General features: G+C 63.3%; 18 protein-coding genes. 6 read left to right on the top strand and 12 right to left on the bottom strand.

What is annotated here, in order from left to right; all coding sequences use genetic code 11:
* From GCT13_RS42845 to GCT13_RS42805, 9 genes are all read right to left on the bottom strand, one after another.
* On the bottom strand, positions 1-209 hold a 209-nt coding region (locus GCT13_RS42845; protein WP_227747265.1), incomplete at its 3' end, for a transposase.
* A 135-nt stretch (positions 210-344) separates the two neighbouring features.
* Positions 345-1538, bottom strand: a complete 1194-nt coding sequence (locus tag GCT13_RS42840) for a pyridoxal phosphate-dependent aminotransferase (RefSeq protein WP_152767836.1) — start codon at positions 1536-1538, stop codon at positions 345-347.
* 109 nt (positions 1539-1647) lie between these two features.
* Complete coding sequence (nusB, locus tag GCT13_RS42835) at positions 1648-2085, bottom strand: transcription antitermination factor NusB (protein ID WP_152767835.1); 438 nt, start codon at positions 2083-2085, stop codon at positions 1648-1650.
* Positions 2082-2600 (bottom strand): 6,7-dimethyl-8-ribityllumazine synthase, encoded by a 519-nt coding sequence (gene ribH / locus GCT13_RS42830; RefSeq protein ID WP_152767834.1) that lies wholly within the window; start codon positions 2598-2600, stop codon positions 2082-2084. Before ribH ends, nusB begins: the two co-directional genes overlap by 4 nt.
* A gap of 89 nt (positions 2601-2689) precedes the next feature.
* Positions 2690-3826 carry a bifunctional 3,4-dihydroxy-2-butanone-4-phosphate synthase/GTP cyclohydrolase II gene (gene ribBA / locus GCT13_RS42825; RefSeq protein WP_152767833.1) on the bottom strand — a complete coding sequence of 379 codons (1137 nt, stop codon included), beginning with the start codon at positions 3824-3826 and terminating at the stop codon, positions 2690-2692.
* A gap of 127 nt (positions 3827-3953) precedes the next feature.
* Entirely contained in the window at positions 3954-4568 is a 615-nt protein-coding gene (locus tag GCT13_RS42820) for a riboflavin synthase (RefSeq protein WP_152767832.1), read from the bottom strand.
* A 24-nt stretch (positions 4569-4592) separates the two neighbouring features.
* Entirely contained in the window at positions 4593-5714 is a 1122-nt protein-coding gene (ribD, locus tag GCT13_RS42815) for a bifunctional diaminohydroxyphosphoribosylaminopyrimidine deaminase/5-amino-6-(5-phosphoribosylamino)uracil reductase RibD (protein ID WP_152767831.1), read from the bottom strand.
* Between the two features lie 39 nt (positions 5715-5753).
* Complete coding sequence (hemL, locus tag GCT13_RS42810; RefSeq protein ID WP_152767830.1) at positions 5754-7034, bottom strand: glutamate-1-semialdehyde 2,1-aminomutase; 1281 nt, start codon at positions 7032-7034, stop codon at positions 5754-5756.
* A gap of 209 nt (positions 7035-7243) precedes the next feature.
* A complete protein-coding gene (locus GCT13_RS42805; RefSeq protein ID WP_152767829.1) occupies positions 7244-7900 on the bottom strand; it encodes a hypothetical protein in 657 nt (218 codons plus the stop codon).
* A 214-nt stretch (positions 7901-8114) separates the two neighbouring features.
* On the opposite strand from GCT13_RS42805, the gene GCT13_RS42800 reads away from it, so the two are divergent.
* Positions 8115-9338 (top strand): Bcr/CflA family multidrug efflux MFS transporter, encoded by a 1224-nt coding sequence (locus GCT13_RS42800; protein WP_152767828.1) that lies wholly within the window; start codon positions 8115-8117, stop codon positions 9336-9338.
* A 171-nt stretch (positions 9339-9509) separates the two neighbouring features.
* Here GCT13_RS42800 and GCT13_RS42795 read toward each other — a convergent pair whose 3' ends face one another.
* The 3 genes from GCT13_RS42795 to zwf form a co-directional block, all read right to left on the bottom strand.
* Positions 9510-11426: a bifunctional transcriptional regulator/glucokinase gene (locus GCT13_RS42795; RefSeq protein WP_152767827.1), complete on the bottom strand. Its 1917-nt coding sequence runs from the start codon at positions 11424-11426 to the stop codon at positions 9510-9512.
* A complete protein-coding gene (gene pgl, locus GCT13_RS42790; protein WP_321574994.1) occupies positions 11404-12111 on the bottom strand; it encodes a 6-phosphogluconolactonase in 708 nt (235 codons plus the stop codon). Before pgl ends, GCT13_RS42795 begins: the two co-directional genes overlap by 23 nt.
* Positions 12112-12342: 231 nt before the next feature.
* Positions 12343-13800, bottom strand: coding sequence for a glucose-6-phosphate dehydrogenase (zwf, locus tag GCT13_RS42785; RefSeq protein ID WP_152767826.1), 1458 nt, complete (start codon positions 13798-13800; stop codon positions 12343-12345).
* Between the two features lie 528 nt (positions 13801-14328).
* Here zwf and GCT13_RS42780 point away from each other — a divergent pair.
* From GCT13_RS42780 to GCT13_RS42760, 5 genes are all read left to right on the top strand, one after another.
* Positions 14329-15576, top strand: a complete 1248-nt coding sequence (locus tag GCT13_RS42780; RefSeq protein WP_152767825.1) for an ABC transporter substrate-binding protein — start codon at positions 14329-14331, stop codon at positions 15574-15576.
* Between the two features lie 172 nt (positions 15577-15748).
* Complete coding sequence (locus GCT13_RS42775) at positions 15749-16690, top strand: carbohydrate ABC transporter permease (RefSeq protein ID WP_087733848.1); 942 nt, start codon at positions 15749-15751, stop codon at positions 16688-16690.
* Positions 16680-17537, top strand: coding sequence for a carbohydrate ABC transporter permease (locus GCT13_RS42770; protein WP_152767824.1), 858 nt, complete (start codon positions 16680-16682; stop codon positions 17535-17537). The genes GCT13_RS42775 and GCT13_RS42770 overlap by 11 nt, the downstream gene beginning before the upstream one ends.
* A gap of 115 nt (positions 17538-17652) precedes the next feature.
* Positions 17653-18768, top strand: coding sequence for an ABC transporter ATP-binding protein (locus GCT13_RS42765; RefSeq protein WP_152767823.1), 1116 nt, complete (start codon positions 17653-17655; stop codon positions 18766-18768).
* A 357-nt stretch (positions 18769-19125) separates the two neighbouring features.
* Positions 19126-19356, top strand: a 231-nt coding sequence (locus GCT13_RS42760; protein ID WP_152756144.1) for a transposase, incomplete at its 3' end; no start/stop codon positions are given.

Genomic DNA, 19356 nt, shown 5'->3' with positions numbered 1-19356 from the left:
CGAGCCTCCCGCGCGGCGTCCTGCTCCTCCTGCGCGGCCACCCATCGACGCAGCAAATTCGCATTCAACTGGTAATGCAGCGCGACCGCGGCGATCGACACGTTCGGCTGCATCGCCGCACGGATCACCTTCTCCTTGAACTCCTTGCTGTGGCGACGGCGGCGCCGTATCGGCTGTACCACCTCAGAACCGGCTTCATTCTCGTTCATAGCGTACACGTGTCCATTTAAAGAATTGGTGGACACGATCGTCGCTTCCCTAACACGCTGGTTCAAGGCGACATTGCCGGGCGCTTACGAATCGGCGCGCGGTTCTCACGCTCGACGAGAGCCGCCTCACTCAAATCAACCGCCGAACAGCTTCCGCAGACGCTCGACAGCCTCTTCGAGCTTCGAATACGCGGTCGCATACGAGAGCCGGATGTACTCGCGCGGCTGATACGAGCCGAAGTCCATGCCCGGCACGAGAACGACGCCCGCATCGTGCAGCATTGCCTTGGTCAGCGCGGCGCTGTCACCCGCGGCCGGATGCGCGACGCTGCGGCAGTCGGCGTAGACGTAGAACGCGCCGGCCGGCATGACGGGCACGGTGAAGCCCAGCGATTCGAGTGCAGGCGCGATGAAATCGCGGCGGCGCTTGAACTCCATCCTGCGCGATTCGTAGATCGCGAGCGTTTCCGATTCGAAGCACGCGAGCGCTGCATGCTGCGCGAGCGCCGATGCGCAGATGAACAGATTCTGCGCGAGCTTTTCGAACGCGCCGACGAGCGCAGGCGGCACCACCAGCCAGCCAAGCCGCCAGCCCGTCATGTTGAAGTACTTCGAAAAGCTGTTGACGGTGACGACGTCCTCGCCGAACGAAAGCGCCGACACGGGCGGCGCGTCATAGCTCAAGCCCTGATAGATCTCGTCGACGATCGTAAAGCCGCCGCGCGCGCGGACCGTCTCGACGATGCGCTTCAGTTCGGCCGGCTCGATCGACGTGCCCGTCGGATTCGACGGCGACGCGAGCAGCACGCCGCGCGTGCGCTCGTTCCACAGACGTTCGACGTCGCTTGCAGTCAGCTGGAAACGCTCGGCGGGGCCGCTCGGCACGAGCACCGGCTTGCCCTCGGCGGCGGCGACGAAATGGCGGTTGCACGGATAGCTCGGGTCCGGCATCAACACTTCGTCATCGCGATCGACGAGCGCGGCGCACGCCAGCAGCAACGCCGCCGACGCGCCCGCCGTCACGACGATCCGCGCCGGATCGATGTCGCGCCCATACGCATGCTTGTAGTGCCCGGCGATCGCGTCGCGCAGCGCATGAATGCCGAGCGCGTTCGTGTACTGCGTGACGCCGCGCCGCAATGCCTTCGTCGCGGCCTCGATAACGGGCTCCGGCGCCGTGAAGTCGGGCTCGCCGATGCCCATATGGATGATGTCGCGCCCCGCGCGCTCCAGCAGCGCCGCTTCCTTGGCCAGTTCCATCACGTAGAACGGCTGGATCGCGTCGACGCGGGCGGCCAGTTTCACGAGGGGTTCGGTGATGCTGTTCATTCGATGAGTCCAGTTCAAACAGGAGCGCAAAGTCAGGCGCGCAAAAACAAAAGCGGGCCCGCGTTATGCCGGGCCCGCCTGCATCAGCGATGATAGAAGCCAGCCACGCTTACTGCTTGCGAGCGGCCGCCTGCGTCTCGGCGACGCGCAGTTTCGCCGACAGCTTGTCCAGCACGCCGTTCACGTACTTGTAGCCGTCTGCGCCGCCGAAGGTCTTGGCCAGTTCCACGGCCTCGTTGATGACGACGCGATACGGAATGTCGACGTGATTCTTCAGCTCGTAGGCCGCCACCAGCAGCACCGCGCGTTCGACGGGCGACAGCTGGTCGACCGGGCGGTCGAGGCACGGCGTGAGATCGGCGGTCAGTGCTTCCGAATCGCGGATCACGCCATGCAGGATGGCGTCCAGATGCTCGTGATCAGCCTTGTCGAAACCTTGGGCGCCGCGCAGCTGCGCATCGATTTCACCTGCCGGCGAACCCGACAGCAGCCACTGATAAAGCCCCTGCGTGGCCAGTTCGCGGGAGCGTCGGCGTGCGCTCTTCATGCCCGTTCCTCTTCGTCATCCTCGTCTTCGCCTTCTTCGTCCTCGTCGCCGTCCAGCTGTTCGAGCGCGACCGCGAGGTTCGCCATTTCGACAGCCGTGCGCGCCGCGTCGCGGCCTTTCTCGGTCATGCGCGCGACGGCCTGTTCGTCCGTTTCGGTCGTCAGCACGGCGTTCGCGACGGGAATGCCGAAGTCGAGCGCGATGCGCGAGATGCCCGCGCCGCTTTCGTTCGACACGAGTTCGAAGTGATACGTCTCGCCGCGGATGATCGCGCCGAGCGCGATCAGCGCGTCGAACTGGCCGCTTTCCGCGAGCTTTTGCAGCGCGAGCGGGATTTCCAGCGCGCCCGGCACGGTGACGAGCAGCACATCTTCGCCCGTCACGCCGAGGCGTTCGAGTTCTTCGATGCATGCGTCGGCGAGTCCGTTGCAGACGGGTTCGTTAAAGCGCGATTGGACGATGCCGATGCGCAGACCGTCGCCGTCGAGATTCGGTTGGTATTGTCCGATTTCCATATGAGGTCCGTAATGTGTTGGTTGAGCGCAGGTTAGCGAAAACTGAGCGATAACTAAGCGGTAACTGAGCGTGAAAGCCGTTGAAGCGTTCAGCAGTTTTGCGGCTTTTCGGCCGCGCCGCCCGGCATCGGTACGAAGCCGGTCACTTCGAGCCCGTAGCCGGACATGCTGCCCAGCTTGCGCGGGGTCGACAGCACCTGCATCTTGCCGACACCGAGTTCGCGCAGAATCTGCGCGCCGATGCCATACGTCTTGAAGTCCACCGGGCGGCGCTTGAGCGCCTCGGCCCGGCTCTTTTCGTCGAATGCCTTGAATACGTCGATCAGATGATCTTTCGAGTCGCCGCAATTGAGCAGCACGATCACGCCGTGATCGCGCGCGGCGATTTCCTTCATCGCTGCGTCGAGCGTCCATGAGTGCGTGGAGCGGCCCACTTCGAGCAGATCCAGCACCGACAACGGCTCGTGCACCCGCACGAGCGTTTCGCGCTCGGGCGTGGGCGTGCCACGCACCAGCGCCATATGCGGCTGGCCGCTCGGCTGGTCGAGATACATGACCGCGCGGAACGGGCCGTGCACGGTCTGCATCGTGCGTTCGCACACGCGCTCGACGATCGATTCCGTACGGCTGCGATAGTGGATCAGGTCGGCGATCGTGCCGATCTTCAGACCGTGTTCTTGCGCGAACGTCATCAGGTCGGGCAGGCGCGCCATCGTGCCGTCGTCCTTGATGATTTCGCAGATCACCGCGGCGGGCGTGAGCCCCGCGAGCGCCGTGAAATCGCAGCCGGCTTCCGTGTGACCGGCGCGCACCAGCACGCCGCCCGGCTGGGCCATGATCGGAAACACGTGGCCCGGCTGGACGATGTCCTCGGTGCGCGCGTTCGCCGCGACAGCCGTGGCGATGGTATGCGCGCGGTCCGCCGCCGAAATGCCTGTCGTGACGCCTTCGGCCGCCTCGATGCTGACCGTGAACGCGGTGCCGTATTGCGTGCCGTTGCGGTGCGTCATCAGCGGCAGGTTTAGCAGCCTGCAGCGTTCCTGCGTGAGCGTCAGACAGATCAGGCCACGGCCGTAGCGGGCCATGAAGTTGATCGCTTCCGGCGTGATGAATTCTGCTGCGATGACGAGGTCGCCCTCGTTTTCGCGGTCTTCTTCGTCGACAAGAATCACCATCCGGCCAGCTTTGAGCTCGGCGATGATTTCAAGGGTGGAGGCGAGGGTCATGTTGGCGAGAAGTTTGGGAAAGCGCGTATTTTACGCCACGCCGCCCCGCAAGTCGCCCGTCCAAACGGCATATGCCGTTCGGACGAATGTTCAGCCTCGCTCCCGTACGCGAGACTGGAACGCGAAATTACTTCGGTGCGTTGAGCATGCGCTCCACATATCGCGCGATCAGGTCGATCTCCAGATTTACCTTCGTGCCTTCCTTCAACGCCTTCAGCGTGGTCACTTCAACCGTATGCGGAATCAGATTGATCGAAAACTCGCAGCCGTCGTCGCGATCCGTCACCGAGTTCACGGTGAGGCTCACGCCGTTCACGGTGATCGAGCCCTTGTACGCCAGATACCTGCCGATCTCGCGCGGCGCGAGCACGCGCAGTTCGTGCGATTCGCCGACGCGCGCAAAACGCGTCACTGTGCCGAGGCCGTCCACGTGGCCCGACACGATATGGCCGCCCAGCCGGTCGTGCGAGCGCAGCGCCTTTTCCAGGTTCACTTCACCCGTATCGGCAAGGCCCGCCGTGCGGTTCAGGCTTTCGCGCGAGACATCGACGTCGAACGAGGTCGACGTCTTTTCGATCACGGTCATGCACGCGCCCTGGATCGCGATGCTGTCGCCCAGTTGAACGTCCTCCAGATCGAGGCCGCCCGCGTCGACGGTCAGACGCACGCCCGCGTCCGGTTCGCTGCCGAGCGGCTTGATCGATGCGATGCGGCCGACGGCCGCGACGATTCCCGTAAACATCGTGTTGTGTCCTATATCTATCGGTCAGTGTCCGGGCGGCTTCGGCATCAGGCGCGCGAGAATCCGCACGTCACTGCCGATCCGGTCCACGGCGTGAAATTCGAGTTGCGTGCGCGCGTCGAGCGAACCGGGCGCGGCGAGATTGAACATGCTCATCGAGTCGTTGCCGAGCAGGCTGGGCGCGAGGTAGACAAGCAATTCGTCGACGCAGCCTTCGCGCAACAGCGAGCCGTTCAGCTTGTAGCCCGCCTCCACATGCAGCTCGTTGACTTCGCGCTTGCCGAGCTCTTCCAGCATCTTCGGCAGATCGACTTTGCCGTTCTCGTTCGCGAGCGGCACGATTTCGGCGCCGCGATCGTGCAGCGCGGCGGCGCGTTCTTCGAGCAGTGGCGTCAGCCTGCTGCAGAAGATCAGCGTCGGCGCACCGGCGAGAATCTGCGCGTCGGGCGGCACTTCGAGCTGACTGTCGATCAGCACGCGATGCGGCTGGCGCGGCGTATCGACGGCGCGCACGGTCATGCGCGGATTGTCTTCCTTCACGGTGCCGATGCCTGTCAGGATCGCCGACGCGCGGGCGCGCCATGCGTGGCCGTCGTTGCGGGCCGCTTCGCTCGTGATCCACTGGCTCTCGCCCGAAGGCAAGCCGGTGCGCCCATCCAGCGATGCCGCCACCTTCATCCGCACCCACGGGCGGCCGCGCGTCATCCGCGACACGAAGCCGATGTTCAGTTCGCGTGCTTCCGTTTCGAGCAGGCCGCAGCGCACTTCGATGCCCACGTCGCGCAGCATCGAGAGGCCGCGTCCCGACACGCGCGGGTTCGGGTCTTCCATTGCGGCGACCACGCGTGCAACTTTCGCTTCGATCAGCGCGTTCGCGCACGGCGGCGTGCGGCCGAAGTGGCTGCACGGTTCGAGCGTCACGTAGGCAGTCGCGCCGCGAGGATCGTTGCCGCGCTTGCGTGCGTCCTTCAGCGCCTGGATTTCCGCGTGATCGTGGCCGGCGGGCTGCGTGTAGCCTTCGCCGATCACCTCGCCGTTCTTCACCAGCACGCAGCCGACACGCGGATTCGGGTCGGTCGTGTACAGGCCGCGCCAGGCGAGGGCCAGCGCGCGCTCCATATGGACGAAATCGGTCTGCGAGAACATCGGTTTGGCGTTATCCGTTCAATGTTTCGTCAACGCGCTTCACGCGAGCGACTTGAATGCGCCGCGCGCGGCATCGATGGTCGCGTCGATGATCGCGTCGTCGTGTGCGCTCGACACGAAGCCTGCCTCGTACGCGGAAGGCGCGAAGTACACGCCCGCATCCAGCATCTTGTGGAAGAACGCATTGAAGCGCGGCACGTCGCAGCGCGAGATTTCCGCGAAGCTGCCCGGCACATTCGCCGAAAAGTACAGGCCGAACATGCCGCCGACGGAATCCGCCGTGAACGGCACGTTCGCTTCGCGCGCGGCTTCCGTGAGGCCGTGCACGAGACGCGTCGTCTGACGCGACAGCGCGTCGTAGAAGTCCGGCGCCTGGATCAGTTGCAATGTCTTGAGACCCGCCGCGACAGCGATGGGGTTGCCCGACAGCGTGCCCGCCTGGTAGACGCCGCCGAGCGGCGCAAGATGGGCCATGATGTCGCGCCGTCCGCCGAACGCCGCTGCCGGCATCCCGCCACCGATCACCTTGCCGAGACACGTGAGGTCCGGCGTGATGCCATACAGTTGCTGCGCGCCACCCAGCGCGACGCGGAACCCGCACATCACTTCGTCGAAGATCAGCACCGAGCCGTATTCGGTGCAGAGGCGGCGCAGCGCGCCCAGGAATTCCGGCGTCGCGCGCACGAGGTTCATGTTGCCCGCCACCGGCTCGACGATCACGGAAGCGATCTCGTTGCCGAACTCCTTGAACGCTTCTTCGAGCGCCGCGACGTTGTTGTATTCGAGCACGGTGGTGTGCTTCGCGATATCGACAGGCACGCCCGCCGACGTCGGATTGCCGAATGTCAGCAGGCCCGAGCCCGCCTTCACGAGCAGGCTGTCCGCGTGGCCGTGGTAGCAGCCCTCGAACTTGACGATGCGGCTGCGGTTCGTGAAGCCGCGTGCGAGACGCAGCGCGCTCATCGTCGCTTCGGTTCCACTCGAAACCATCCGCACCTGTTCGATCGAAGGCACGAGCTTGCAGATTTCCTCGGCGATCTCGACCTCGGCTTGCGTCGGCGCGCCGAACGAGAAGCCGTTCACCAGCACGCGCTGCACGGCCTCGATCACTTCGGGATGCACGTGGCCGACGATCATCGGCCCCCACGAGCCGATGTAGTCGATATAGCGCTTGCCCTCGGCGTCCCAGAAGTACGCGCCTTGTGCGCGCTCGATGAAACGCGGCGTGCCGCCAACCGAACGGAAGGCGCGCACGGGCGAGTTGACGCCGCCCGGAATGGTTTTCTGGGCGCGGTCGAAGAGTTCTTGATTGCTGGACATGAGCGTTGGACCTGCTTGGGTTGGGCTCGCGCGCCGAATGGCAGTAACTCGCGCGAGTGCGGTACAAGGGCGGTATCGATGCGCTGCGAACGGGCACGCGCAAGCGCACGACGAACGCACGACCGTAAGAATGGCCTCACGAAATTGTACCGGAGTCGTGTGGAATCGGCCGCGAGCGGGCAGGCGCGGCGGGGCGCTGCCGTACGCGTTCAAGTGCCGCCGCCGCGATTGCCGCCCGAGTTGCCGCCGTTATTGCCTTCGCCGTCGCCGGGCGTGCCGCCTGGGCGCTTCGCCGGGCCGAAGTACATCGCAACGCGCGCCGCGCGTTTGCCGGCGGCCGCCTTGTTCGCGTCGCTCCACGCTTGCGTCGCTTGTTCCTTCGTCGATTGCGCCGGCTCGTCCGCATGCGGTGCGACGGCAGGCCGCGGACGCTTGCCCGTGCGTTCGAGCCAGCGCTTTTCGAGCGCGCCCTCGGCGATCGGCTTGATCGAGATGCCCGAGGTTTGCGCGTCCCACGTCTGGACGGAGAAAGGGTGCTGGCGCAGTTCGTCGCGGGAGATCACGACTTCATGATGTGCATCGACCAGATAGTCGTACACGAAGTCGATGCACAGCCGGTAGCCGCGCTTCTTGGTTGCGTCGGGCACTTCGTATGGCGCGCGCGTCACGTATCCCGACGCGAACACGCCTTTGGGCTCCAGCGTCACGCGATGAATGAATACGCGGTCGCCCGGCAGGATGCTGCGCGAAAAGCCGCAGCCCCAGACGTCGGTGACGGCTTCGCCCGCCGCGACGCGCTTTGCCACGTCCGGCAGTTCGGGCCACGGCCACTTCCTGGGGCTCCAGATCAGCAGAAAGGCGGTCATCTGCGTCGTGTGTCTGTGTCAAGGAAACGGATGGCCAGCTTAACCGATAACGCGGAGAAGGCGTGTCTCCGGCGGGCACCGGGCGGTCCGCGACGGCGCCAGGCGGGGCGATTTTTACGCGTCGGTTACAATCTCAGGCCGTATCCGCGTCGCCGCACGGTCCGCTGAATCGCCCATCGGCCGATCTTTGCGCGTCGCTTCTCACTGGAATCCCATGTCTCACGTCGTCAGATCCCAGCCGGATGCCCGGCTGATTCTGCTGCTCGGCGCGCTGGCCGCGTGCGGGCCGATTTCGATCGATATGTACCTGCCGAGCCTGCCGTCGATCACGCAGGCGTTCAACGTCAGCGCGGGCGCGGCGCAGGGCACGCTGACCAGCTTCATGCTCGGCTTCTCGGTGGGCATGCTGCTGTACGGGCCGATGTCGGATGCGTACGGGCGGCGCCCTGTGCTGCTCGGCGGCATCGTCATGTACACGCTCGCGACGATCGTCTGCGCGGTGTCGCTGTCGATCGATGCGCTCGTCACGTTCCGCTTCGTGCAGGCGCTCGGCGCGGGCGCGGCTTCCGTGCTCGCGCGCGCGATCGCCCGCGATGCGCACGGCCCCGCCGATGCAGCCCGCGTACTGTCGATGCTCGCCATCGTCACGTCGATCGGGCCGTTGCTTGCGCCGCTGATCGGCGGGCAGTTGCTGCTGCTCGGCGGCTGGCGCGTTGTCTTCATCGCGCTGACGATCTTCGGTGCTTTCTGCGCCGCGACCGCGTTCATGCGCGTGCCGGAAACCTGGCCGCGCGAAATGCGCGCGCACGGCGCGGTGCTGCAATCGTTCGCCGCGTACGGCACGCTGCTGAAGGACCCCGTCACGTGGGGGCACATGCTGTGCGGCGGCATGGCGTTCGCGTCGATGTTCGCGTACATCACGGCGACGCCGTTCGTCTATATCGAGTATTTCCATGTGTCGCCGCAGCACTATGGCTTTCTGTTCGGGCTGAACATCATCGGGATCATGCTCGGCAACTTCGTGAACACGCGCGTCGTCGGACGCACGGGACCGTTGCCCGTCATTTCGGTCGCCGCGACGATCAGCTTCGTTGCGTCGCTGTACGTCGCGCTGATGTGTCTGACGGGGTGGGGCGGGCTGTGGTCGATCGTCGCCGGGCTGTTCTTCGTGGTGGGCGTGGTCGGCTTGCTGTCGGCCAACTGCACGACCGATCTGATGCATCGCTATCCGCAGAACGCGGGCGCGGCGGCGGCCGTGTTCGGCGCGATGCAGCTTGCGTTCGGCGCGCTGTCGAGTTTCGCCGTCGGTCTGTGGCATGACGGCTCGCCGCAAGGGATGGGCGTGACGATCGCCGTCGCGGGATCGCTGTGCTTCGTCGGACGGTTTCTGGTGATGCGTTGGCATGGGCGGCCCGTGTCGCGGACTTCGGCGGCCTGACGCCCACGCGCGAGACAACGCACGAGGCAATGGGCGAGACGACGCACGAAGCGACACACGAGACAACGCGCCAGACGAACTGGCGGACAACAAAAAGCCGGACCTGCTGCTGAATGGCAAAAGGTCCGGCTTTTTTTCTGTTGAAACTCGCTGCTCGAACTCGAGCGCAGACTAGTCCTTCGGCGAGGCCGCCGCTCCGTGACTGAGCCAATCGAGCACGGCCGTCGTATCGTCGTCGGCATCCTTGCGTGCCTTCGTCACGGCCGCGCTGACTTCCGCCGCCGGCGCCGCGCGACGGATCGCCACGCCGACGGCCAGGATGTCGATCATCAACAGATGCAGGATGCGCGAAATCATCGACAGCTGCGACTCGCGAATCTCGATGTGATCGGTTTCGAGCGCGACCGTCGCGCGCTTGGCCAAAGGCGTGTTGCTCGATGTGATCGCGATCACCTTCGCGCCCGCCTGCATCGCCACTTCGAGCACGCGCAACAGTTCGGGCGCGCGGCCCGACTTCGACACCGCGACGATCACATCGCCCTTGCCGAGCAGCGCCGCTGACGCCGCCTGCATGTACAGATCGCCGTAAGCGATCGTCGGAATGCCGAAGCGGAAGAACTTGTAGTGTGCGTCCTGCGCGACGATGTTCGAATTGCCGAGGCCGTAGAACTCGATGCGCCGCGCGCCGTTCAGCAGATCGATGGCCGCTTCGACATGCTCGAAGTTCAGATGCTCGCGCAGTTGCAGGATCGCCGACACCGTGTTGTCGAGCACCTTCGCGCCGAAGTCCGTTGCGGTGTCGCCGAGATGCACCTGGCTGTGCGAGACGGGAATCGTGCCCGTCAGACCCGTCGCCAGCTTCAGCTTGAAATCGGACAGGCCCTGGCAGCCGAGCGAACGGCAGAAGCGGATCACGGTCGGCTGGCTCACATCGGCCTTGCGCGCAATGTCGACGATGGGATCGTTGATGATCGAGCGCGGGTGATTCAGCGCGAGATCCGCGACGCGGCGCTCAGCGGGCGTCAGTGCATCGCGCATCTGCCGGATGCGCTCGAATACGGCGGACGAACTGCCGCCCGCGCGATTCGACAGCTGCTCCGCGAGAATCGCCGATACGCCGAGAAACGCCGGATATTCCGCGGTGATCACGTATGTCGGCACGTTCTTCAGATACGCCTCGAAGCGGCCCTTCGCCTCGAATCGCTGACGGAACGACGAGCGCGCGAACATGTCGCCCAGACGCGGCACCACGCCGCCGCCGATATAGATGCCGCCCAGCGCGCCGAGCGTCACCGCGATGTTGCCCGCAAACGTGCCGAGAATGCCGCAGAACACGTCGATCGTCTCGGCCGCGAGCGGATCGCCGTCGAGGCCTTTCTTGACGATGTCCGACACTTCGAGCGTCGCGGGCACGCGCTTCTTGTCGCGAGCCGCGAGCGCTCGATAGATCACTTCGATGCCCGGCCCAGCGGCAACGCGCTCGAACGACACATGCGGCCACTTCTTGCGCGCGTACTGCAGCACGAGATCTTCGCGCTCGTCCATCGGCGCGAACGTCGCGTGGCCGCCTTCGCTGCCGAGCGCGATCCAGCGGTCGTCAGCGGGAATCAGGCCCGACACGCCCATGCCCGTGCCCGGACCGAGCAGGCCGATCACGCTGTTCTGCCGCCGCGTGCCGCCGCCCACCTGCACGCGCTGCGAATCGGTGAGGCCCGGCAACGCCATCGCGAGCGCGGTGAAGTCGTTCACGACGAGCAGCGTATCGAAGCCGAGCTGACGGCGCGTCGCTTCGATCGAGAACGTCCAGTCGTGATTGGTCATGCTGACCTGATCGCCATCGACGGGATTCGCGATCGCAATCGCCGCATGATTCACGCGACCGATCTTGCTGTCCTTCAGATACTTCTTGATGACCTCTGCGACGCCCGGATAGTCCGCGCACGGATAGACGAGAACCTGCGTGATTTCGCCGGGACCGGTTTCAAGCGCGAAGCGCGCATTGGTGCCGCCGATGTCGGCAAGCAGCCTCGGTCCGTCGGCGTGCTGGCCCGCGCCAGGGGCAGCCTTAGTTTGCACACCAGTAGACATCGAGTCTTACTCCCTTGTCGTTCGCCAACGTCGAGATGGCATTTTTTTGTGGGGCGGCTGCGGCGGCTTTGAGCACGTCGAGCTTTTTCTGACCGGCGATCAGCAGGAACAGCCGGTCGATTTTCTTCAACGCGGACATTGACCAGCTCACGCGCGCATGCGGCGCGGCGCCCGGATGCACGGCGACGAATGGATCGGCCGTCGAGACTGCGTGCTCCCATTCGGGCGCGTCCGCGAAAATCGACGCCGTGTGGCCGTCTTCGCCCATGCCGAGCACGGCCACATCGGGCAGATGACGATTGCCGTGCGCGACGTCGCGATTCAACGCCGCGATATGAGCGTCGAGCGATTGCGCCGTGTCGACGAGCGGCAGGAAGGTCGCCTCACGCGCGGCGTTCTGCAACAGCGTCTCGTGTGCGAGGCGCGCGTTGCTCGCGTCATCCGTCTCGGGCACCCAGCGATCGTCGACGAGCGTGACGGCGATGCGCTTCCAGTCGAACGGCTGCGTGGATAGCGTTTGCAGAAACGGACGCGGACTCGTGCCACCGGACACTGCAAGCGTCGTCGGGCGCGCGCGGGCTGCGCTCGCACGGGCGGCGAGCGACGCATGTAGCGCGTCGCCGACCGCCTTCGCCAGCGCGTCGGATTGGGCGCGCGGGTCGTCGAAAGCGTGAAGCTCGATCACTTCTCCTCCATGCTGCTTTCTTTGTTAGATCTGAAGTGCTGCGGGGGCGGCATCGGCGATCAGTCGAGCCGACGCCGCCTTGTCCCGCTGCTGCCGCTACCGGTCCCGTGTCATCTGTGTCACTGGGTTCCGGTCCGGCGGTTCATGCCGTACTGCAAGCGGCGCATCGGGTGCAACATCGATGCAAAAGCATCGATCATCGCAGGACAAAACCAAACGCGCCGTACTTCCTTAATTCTCTTCTTCGAGCCAGCAGGTATCGTGCTGCGCGAGCATCGCGCTCGCGGCCGCCGGCCCCCACGTGCCCGCCGCATAAGGCTTCGGCTTGCCCGACGCGGCCCATTCGTTGAGGATCGGCTCGACCCACTTCCATGCCGCTTCCTGTTCGTCGCGACGCACGAAGAGCGCGAGACGCCCGTGAATCACGTCGAGCAGCAGACGCTGATACGCCTCCATCTGGCCTTCCTTGAAGAACTGGTCGAAGGCGAGGTCGAGGTGAACGCTCGACAGGTTCATTCCTTCGCCCGGTTTTTTCGCGAGGCAGTAGAGGCGAATCGTTTCGTTCGGCTGCAGGCGGATCACGAGGCGATTCGCGCCCGGCCGCAGCGCCGACGAACCCAGCGCCGAATGCGGCACGGCGCGGAAGTTCACGACGATCTCCGCGACGCGATCGGCCAGCCGCTTGCCGGTGCGCAGGAAGAACGGCACGCCCGCCCAGCGCCAGTTCTCGATCTCGACCTTCAGCGCGACAAATGTTTCTGTCGCGCTGTCCGTCTTCACGCCGGGTTCCGTTGCATACGCGGGCACCGACGTGCCGCGAATGACGCCCGCGTGATACTGGCCACGCACGGCGACCTTGCTGATATCGCGCGGATCGATCGGCTTCAGCGCGCGCAGCACGCGGAGCTTCTCATCGCGGACGGAATCCGAATCCATCGAATGCGGCGGCTCCATCGCGACGATCGAAAGCAGTTGCAGCAAATGGTTCTGCACCATGTCGCGCAGCGCGCCCGTATTGTCGTAGAAGTCGCCGCGCGCTTCCACGCCGAGTTCTTCGGCGATCGTTATCTGAATGCTCTCGACCCACTCGCGCCGCCACAGCGGCTCGAAGAGCGCATTGCCGAAGCGCAGCGCCAAGAGGTTCTGCACGGGCTCTTTGCCGAGGTAGTGGTCGATACGGTAGATCTGCCCTTCGGCGAAGATCTCGCCGACGGCATCGTTGATCGCATTCGAAGAACGCAGGTCGTAGCCGAGCGGCTTTTCGAGCACGATGCGCGCGTTTTCGTTGAGACCCACCGACGCGAGCGCGCGACAGATCGGCACGAAGAGCGACGGGCCCGTCGCCAGATAGAACACGCGCGTGCCTGGCAGGTCTTGCATCGCGTCGCGCAGCTTGACGAAGTCTTCTGCCTTGCCGAGATCGAGCTTCACGTACTCGATGCGATCGACAAAGCTCGACCACGCGTTTTCGTCGACGCCGTTCCTGGAAACGTGCGTCTTCACGTGTTCATTGACCCACTGCAGATAGCCGCCACGGTCTTCCTCATGCCGCGCGACGGCGATGATCTTGCCACTCGCCTCGAGCATGCCCGCGCGGTGTGCTTCATACAGAGCGGGGAGGATCTTGCGCATCGACAGATCGCCGGTTCCGCCGAAGAGAACGAAGGTGAAGCTGGAGTCGGTTTGCATGAGTCTCCGTGGATATCTGGTGGGCCTGTAAGGCGCCCGTAGTCCGATAAAATTTTTTTTGACACTGAATTGTAGTTTAACTACAATCCAAATCAAGAGGTAACGTGAATTCGACGAAAAAAGCGTGCGGGGCTTGTGAACAAGCGCCTTTTCGCGAGTGAACGTAGCTTCCCTGCATGTTAACGGACAACGCGTTACGGCATGCGCCAGAGTGCCTTTCGCGGGCGGCGCACGACGGCCGAAACGGGCGTTTCAGCGAATGACGTGCGCGGGCCACCTCGAGTCTGCAACGCGCCGCAGTCAGAAGGCGGAAGCAGGCAAAAATCAGAAGAGGAGACAGTTCTTGCATCGCAAACCACTCATCTCTTGAGCGTCACGCGGCCGAACCTCGGCACGCCGGCACATCCACTTCACCGTGTGCCTGTCCGACGCTCGACCGTCCAGCGCATTGCCTGTTTGACCAACCATCACACCCTGGTGACATCAGGGGCCACTCGTTTTAGTTCAGGTGTCTGGAGGAGATAAGCAATGAAATTCCGCGCGATCATGGGCGCCCTGTGCGCCGCAGGTCTGATGTGTGGCGTCGCCACGGCACAGGCGGCCGAATCCGTCGAAGTGCTGCACTGGTGGACGTCGGGCGGCGAGTCGAAGGCCGTCGGCGTGCTGAAGGACGACATGCAGAAACAGGGCTACACGTGGAAGGACTTCGCGGTGGCAGGCGGTGCAGGCGCAGCGGCCATGACGGCGCTGAAGACCCAGGTGATCTCGGGCAACGCGCCGAGCGCGGCTCAGATCAAGGGTCCGCTGATCCAGGAATGGGCATCGCAAGGCGTGCTCGTGAACATCGACTCCGTCGCTGGCGACTGGAAGAAGAACCTGCCGCCGGAAATCGACAAGATCATGCACGCGGAAGGCCACTACGTCGCGGCGCCGTTCTCGGTGCACCGCGTCAACTGGCTGTACATCAACAAGGCGGCACTCGACAAGGCAGGCGGCAAGGTGCCGACCACGTGGCCTGAGTTCTTCGCCGTCGCCGACAAGATGAAGGCGGCCGGCATCATGCCGATCGCAATGGGCGGCCAGCCGTGGCAAGACCTGACGCTGTGGGAAGACGTCGTGCTGTCGCAAGGCGCGGACTTCTACAAGAAGGCGCTCGTCGACCTCGACCAGAAGACGCTGACGTCGGACAAGATGGTCCAGGTGTTCGACACGGTTCGCAAGATCCAGGGCTACTTCGACAGCGGCCGCACGGGTCGCGACTGGAACCTGGCGACGGCGATGGTCATCAACGGCAAGGCCGGCATGCAGTTCATGGGCGACTGGGCGAAGGGCGAGTTCGCGAACGCGAACAAGAAGTCGGGTTCCGACTACGTCTGCGCGGCGGTGCCGAGTACGGAGAAGGCGTATACGTTCAACGTCGACTCGTTCGTGTTCTTCCAGCAGAAGGGCCAGAAGGCTGCGACGCCGGGCCAGCTGGCGCTCGCGAAGACCATCATGAGCCCGGAATTCCAGGAGCAGTTCAGCCTGTACAAGGGCTCGATCCCGGTTCGCCTGGGTGTGTCGATGGATAAATTCGACGACTGCGCGAAGAAGTCCTACGCTGATGAACAGACGGCCATCAAGTCGGCCGGCTATGTGCCGTCGCTGGCTCACGGCATGGCTCAGCCGGACGCAGCAGCAGGCGCGATCTCCGACGTCGTGACGAAGTTCATGAACTCGTCGCAAGACTCGAAGAGCGCGGTTGCCGCACTCGCGAAGGCTGCGAAGACCAAGTAAGCAGTCGGCACACAGTTGTAGCAGAACGCCCGGCGCGCAGGGCCTGCATGAATTCACGCAGGGACCCTATGCGCGCCGGACGACGATGGTGCGATGCATCACCCGCGCCTCTGCCGTTCCGGCATCGCCTGACGATGATGATGCCTGACGGTACAGTTCCAGGAGTCGAGTTGTGACTGCTTCTATTAGCGGAAACGCAAAAGGCACGGCGCCCGTCGCGCGCCGCACGTCGCCGATGGCGGCGCTCGCCGACCGCTGGATTCCGAAGCTGGTGTTGTCGCCCAGCATCGTGATCAGCCTTGTCTTCGTCTACGGTTTCATTCTTGTTACCGGCTATCTGTCGCTGTCGAGTTCGCGACTGATGCCGCGTTACGATTTCGCCGGCTTCGACCGGTATGCCGAGCTTTTCGATAACGACGTCTGGTGGACGTCGGCGGCGAACCTCGGCTGGTTCGGCATTCCGTTTATCGCGATCTGCGTCGGCCTCGGTCTGTTTCTCGCGATCCTGCTCGACCAGAAGATTCGCAACGAAGGCGCGTTGCGCGCCGTGTTCCTGTATCCGATGGCGCTGTCATTCATCGTGACGGGCACCGCGTGGCAGTGGGTTCTGAATCCGGGCCTCGGCATCGAAAAGGTGTTGCACGACTGGGGCTGGACGAGCTTCTCGTTCGGCTGGCTCGGCGATCCCGACAAGGCGATTTTCTGCGTCGTGATTGCGGCCGTGTGGCAATCGACGGGCTTCGTGATGGCGCTCTTCCTTGCCGGTCTGCGCGGCGTCGACAGCGAAATCTTCAAGGCTGCGCAAGTGGACGGCGCGACGCTGCCCACTATCTACCGCAAGATCGTGATTCCGAGCATGCGCCCGGTGTTCTTCTCGGTGCTGCTGATTCTCTGCCACATCACGATCAAGACCTTCGACCTCGTCGTCGCGTTGACGGCGGGCGGTCCGGGCACGTCGTCGTCGCTGCCCGCGATGTTCATGTACACGTTTTCGTTCAATCGCGGGCAACTGGGCGTCGGCGCGGCTTCGTCGATGATGATGCTCGCAACCGTCGTGGCCGTGCTCGTGCCGCTGATGTATCTGGAATCGAGGAGCACGCGCAATGCAGCCTAAGATGAACATCAGCCGTGCTGTCATCTATGCGGCGCTGATTCTGTTTGCGCTGTACTTCCTGTTCCCGCTGTACGTGATGCTGTCGACGTCGTTCAAGGACATCGACCAGTTGCGCTCGGGCAATCTGCTCACGCCGCCGTCGCACTGGACGTTCGCGCCGTGGGTGAAGGCGTGGAGCGAAGCGTGTACGGGCGTGCGCTGCGAGGGCATGCAGCCGTTCTTCATGAACTCGGTGAAGATGGTGATTCCCGCGGTGCTGATCTCGTCGATCATCGGCGCGTTCAACGGCTATGTGCTCACGCACTGGCGTTTTCGCGGAGCGGATGCGCTGTTCACGATGCTGCTGGTCGGCTGCTTCATTCCGTTCCAGGCGATCCTGCTGCCGATGGCGCGACTGCAAGGCTTCTTCGGCCTGTCGAACACGATCGGCGGCCTGGTGCTCGTGCACGTCGTGTACGGCATCGCGTTCACGACGATGTTCTTCCGCAACTTCTACGTGAGCGTCCCGGCCGAACTCGTTAAGGCGGCGCGTATCGACGGCGCCGGGTTCTTCATGATCTTCACGAAGATCATGATGCCGATCTCGCTGCCGATTTTCATGGTGTGCCTGATCTGGCAATTCACGCAGATCTGGAATGACTTCCTGTTCGGTATCGTGTTCTCCGGTGTCGATTCGATGCCGATCACCGTGGCGCTGAACAACCTCGTGAATACGTCGACGGGCGTGAAGGAATACAACGTCGACATGGCGGGCGCGATCATCGCGGCACTGCCGACGCTGCTCGTCTACGTGATCGCCGGCCGCTACTTCGTGCGCGGCCTGACGGCGGGCGCGGTGAAGGGCTAATTTTTCTTGTTGGCGTGTCGCTCGCATGCTGACGCGAGCGGCGGCCTGAACGGCATTCGGCCTGCGTCGCCAGCTAGCGGCGCATCAGCAGTACAGAGACTAGAGGATTCACAGCATGGCAAGCCTTTCCATCCGTGACGTGTACAAGACCTACCCGAACGGGGTGCCTGTCCTGAAGGGTGTCAACATCGACATCGAAGACGGCCAGTTCCTGATTCTCGTCGGCGGCTCGGGCTGCGGTAAGTCGACACTGCTCAACATGATCGCCGGTCTCGAGACCGTGACGAAGGGCGATATTCAGATCGGCGGCAAGACGGTGAATAACCTGTCGCCGAAGGATCGCGATATCGCGATGGTGTTCCAGTCGTATGCGCTGTATCCGTCGATGACGGTGCGCGACAATATTTCCTTTGGTTTGAATATCCGCAAGGTGCCGAAGGGGGAGCAGGATCAGATCGTTTCGCGCGTTTCGAAGCTGCTTCAAATCGAACACTTGCTGGATCGGAAGCCTGGGCAGCTGTCTGGCGGTCAGCGGCAGCGGGTTGCTATGGGACGTGCTCTTGCGCGTGATCCGGCGATGTTCCTGTTCGACGAGCCTCTGTCGAACCTGGATGCCAAACTGCGGATCGAGATGCGTTCGGAGATCAAGCTGCTGCATCAACGCCTTGGGACCACGATCGTTTATGTGACGCACGATCAGATCGAAGCGATGACTCTGGGCGATCGTATCGCTGTGATGAAGGACGGTATCGTTCAGCAGTTCGGGGCGCCGCAAGAGATTTATGATTCGCCGTCGAATCTGTTCGTTGCAGGGTTTATCGGCGCGCCGCCGATGAACTTTATTCAAGGTAAGGTTGTCGAGCAAGGCTCAGGTGTTGGGCTTGAACTCGATACGGGTGTGAAGCGCGGTGTGCTGAATCTGCCTTTCGATGGCGCTGTGAAGTCGCATATCGGCAAGGAAGTGATTCTTGGGCTGCGGCCTGAGCGGATTACCGATACGCGGAATGGTCACAACGTCGATGATGGCAAGCATCAGCCGATCGACGTTAAGGTCGATGTGATCGAGCCTACCGGGCCGGATACTTTGGTATTTGCTCAAGTGAACGGCAAGCGCATCGTTAGCCGTGTTCACCCGGGTGCTAATCCGCAGCCGGATCAGAATATGTCGCTGATGTTTGATGTTTCTAAGGCTGTGCTGTTTGATCCGCAGACGGAGCAGCGGATTGCTTAAGGGGTAATTGCTGTAGCTGAGTTGGTTATACGAAGCCCTGAGTGCTTAAGATGCGCTCGGGGCTTTCTGGTTTTTGGGGCTTGGGTTTCCATTTATACGGGCGAAAGCACGGTTGGCGGGGATGTCAGTTGATATTGCGCGGGACATGTTCAATGGGCGGAAGACAATGTACGTTTTCGAGGTGGCCGTTCCGGGCACTTGGCTCGACTACGAAGACAAAGAATGGGCGTGGGAGATTGGAGGCCAACTCAGGTCTATCGAGTCGCAATTCTTTGAGGCGAACACTGCTTTTGAGCTTGCCCCCGAAAAACGAATCCCTTGCTGAGCGTTTAAACTCATGCAAGGAGAAACAAGAAGATGAGCAAGACAAAGCGGGCGCGATACACGCTCGAATTCAAGCTGGAAGCGGTACGGCTGGTCAAGGCCGGCCAGAGCATTGCGGCGGTGGCTGCGACGCTGGACGTGCCGACCCAATCGATTTCCAACTGGGTCAAGGCTGAGCACGAAGGCAAGCTCGGCGGAGCCGGTACAAAGCCGGTAAGTCCGGAGCAGATGGAATTATCGAGACTGCGTGCCGAAGTGGCCCGC

Origin of the sequence: Paraburkholderia franconis (genome assembly GCF_009362735.1) — a bacterium.
Classification (GTDB): Bacteria; Pseudomonadota; Gammaproteobacteria; order Burkholderiales; family Burkholderiaceae; genus Paraburkholderia; species Paraburkholderia franconis.
The sequence above is the reverse complement of the archived record's forward strand: the minus strand, read 5'-3'. Positions and strand labels throughout refer to the sequence as shown.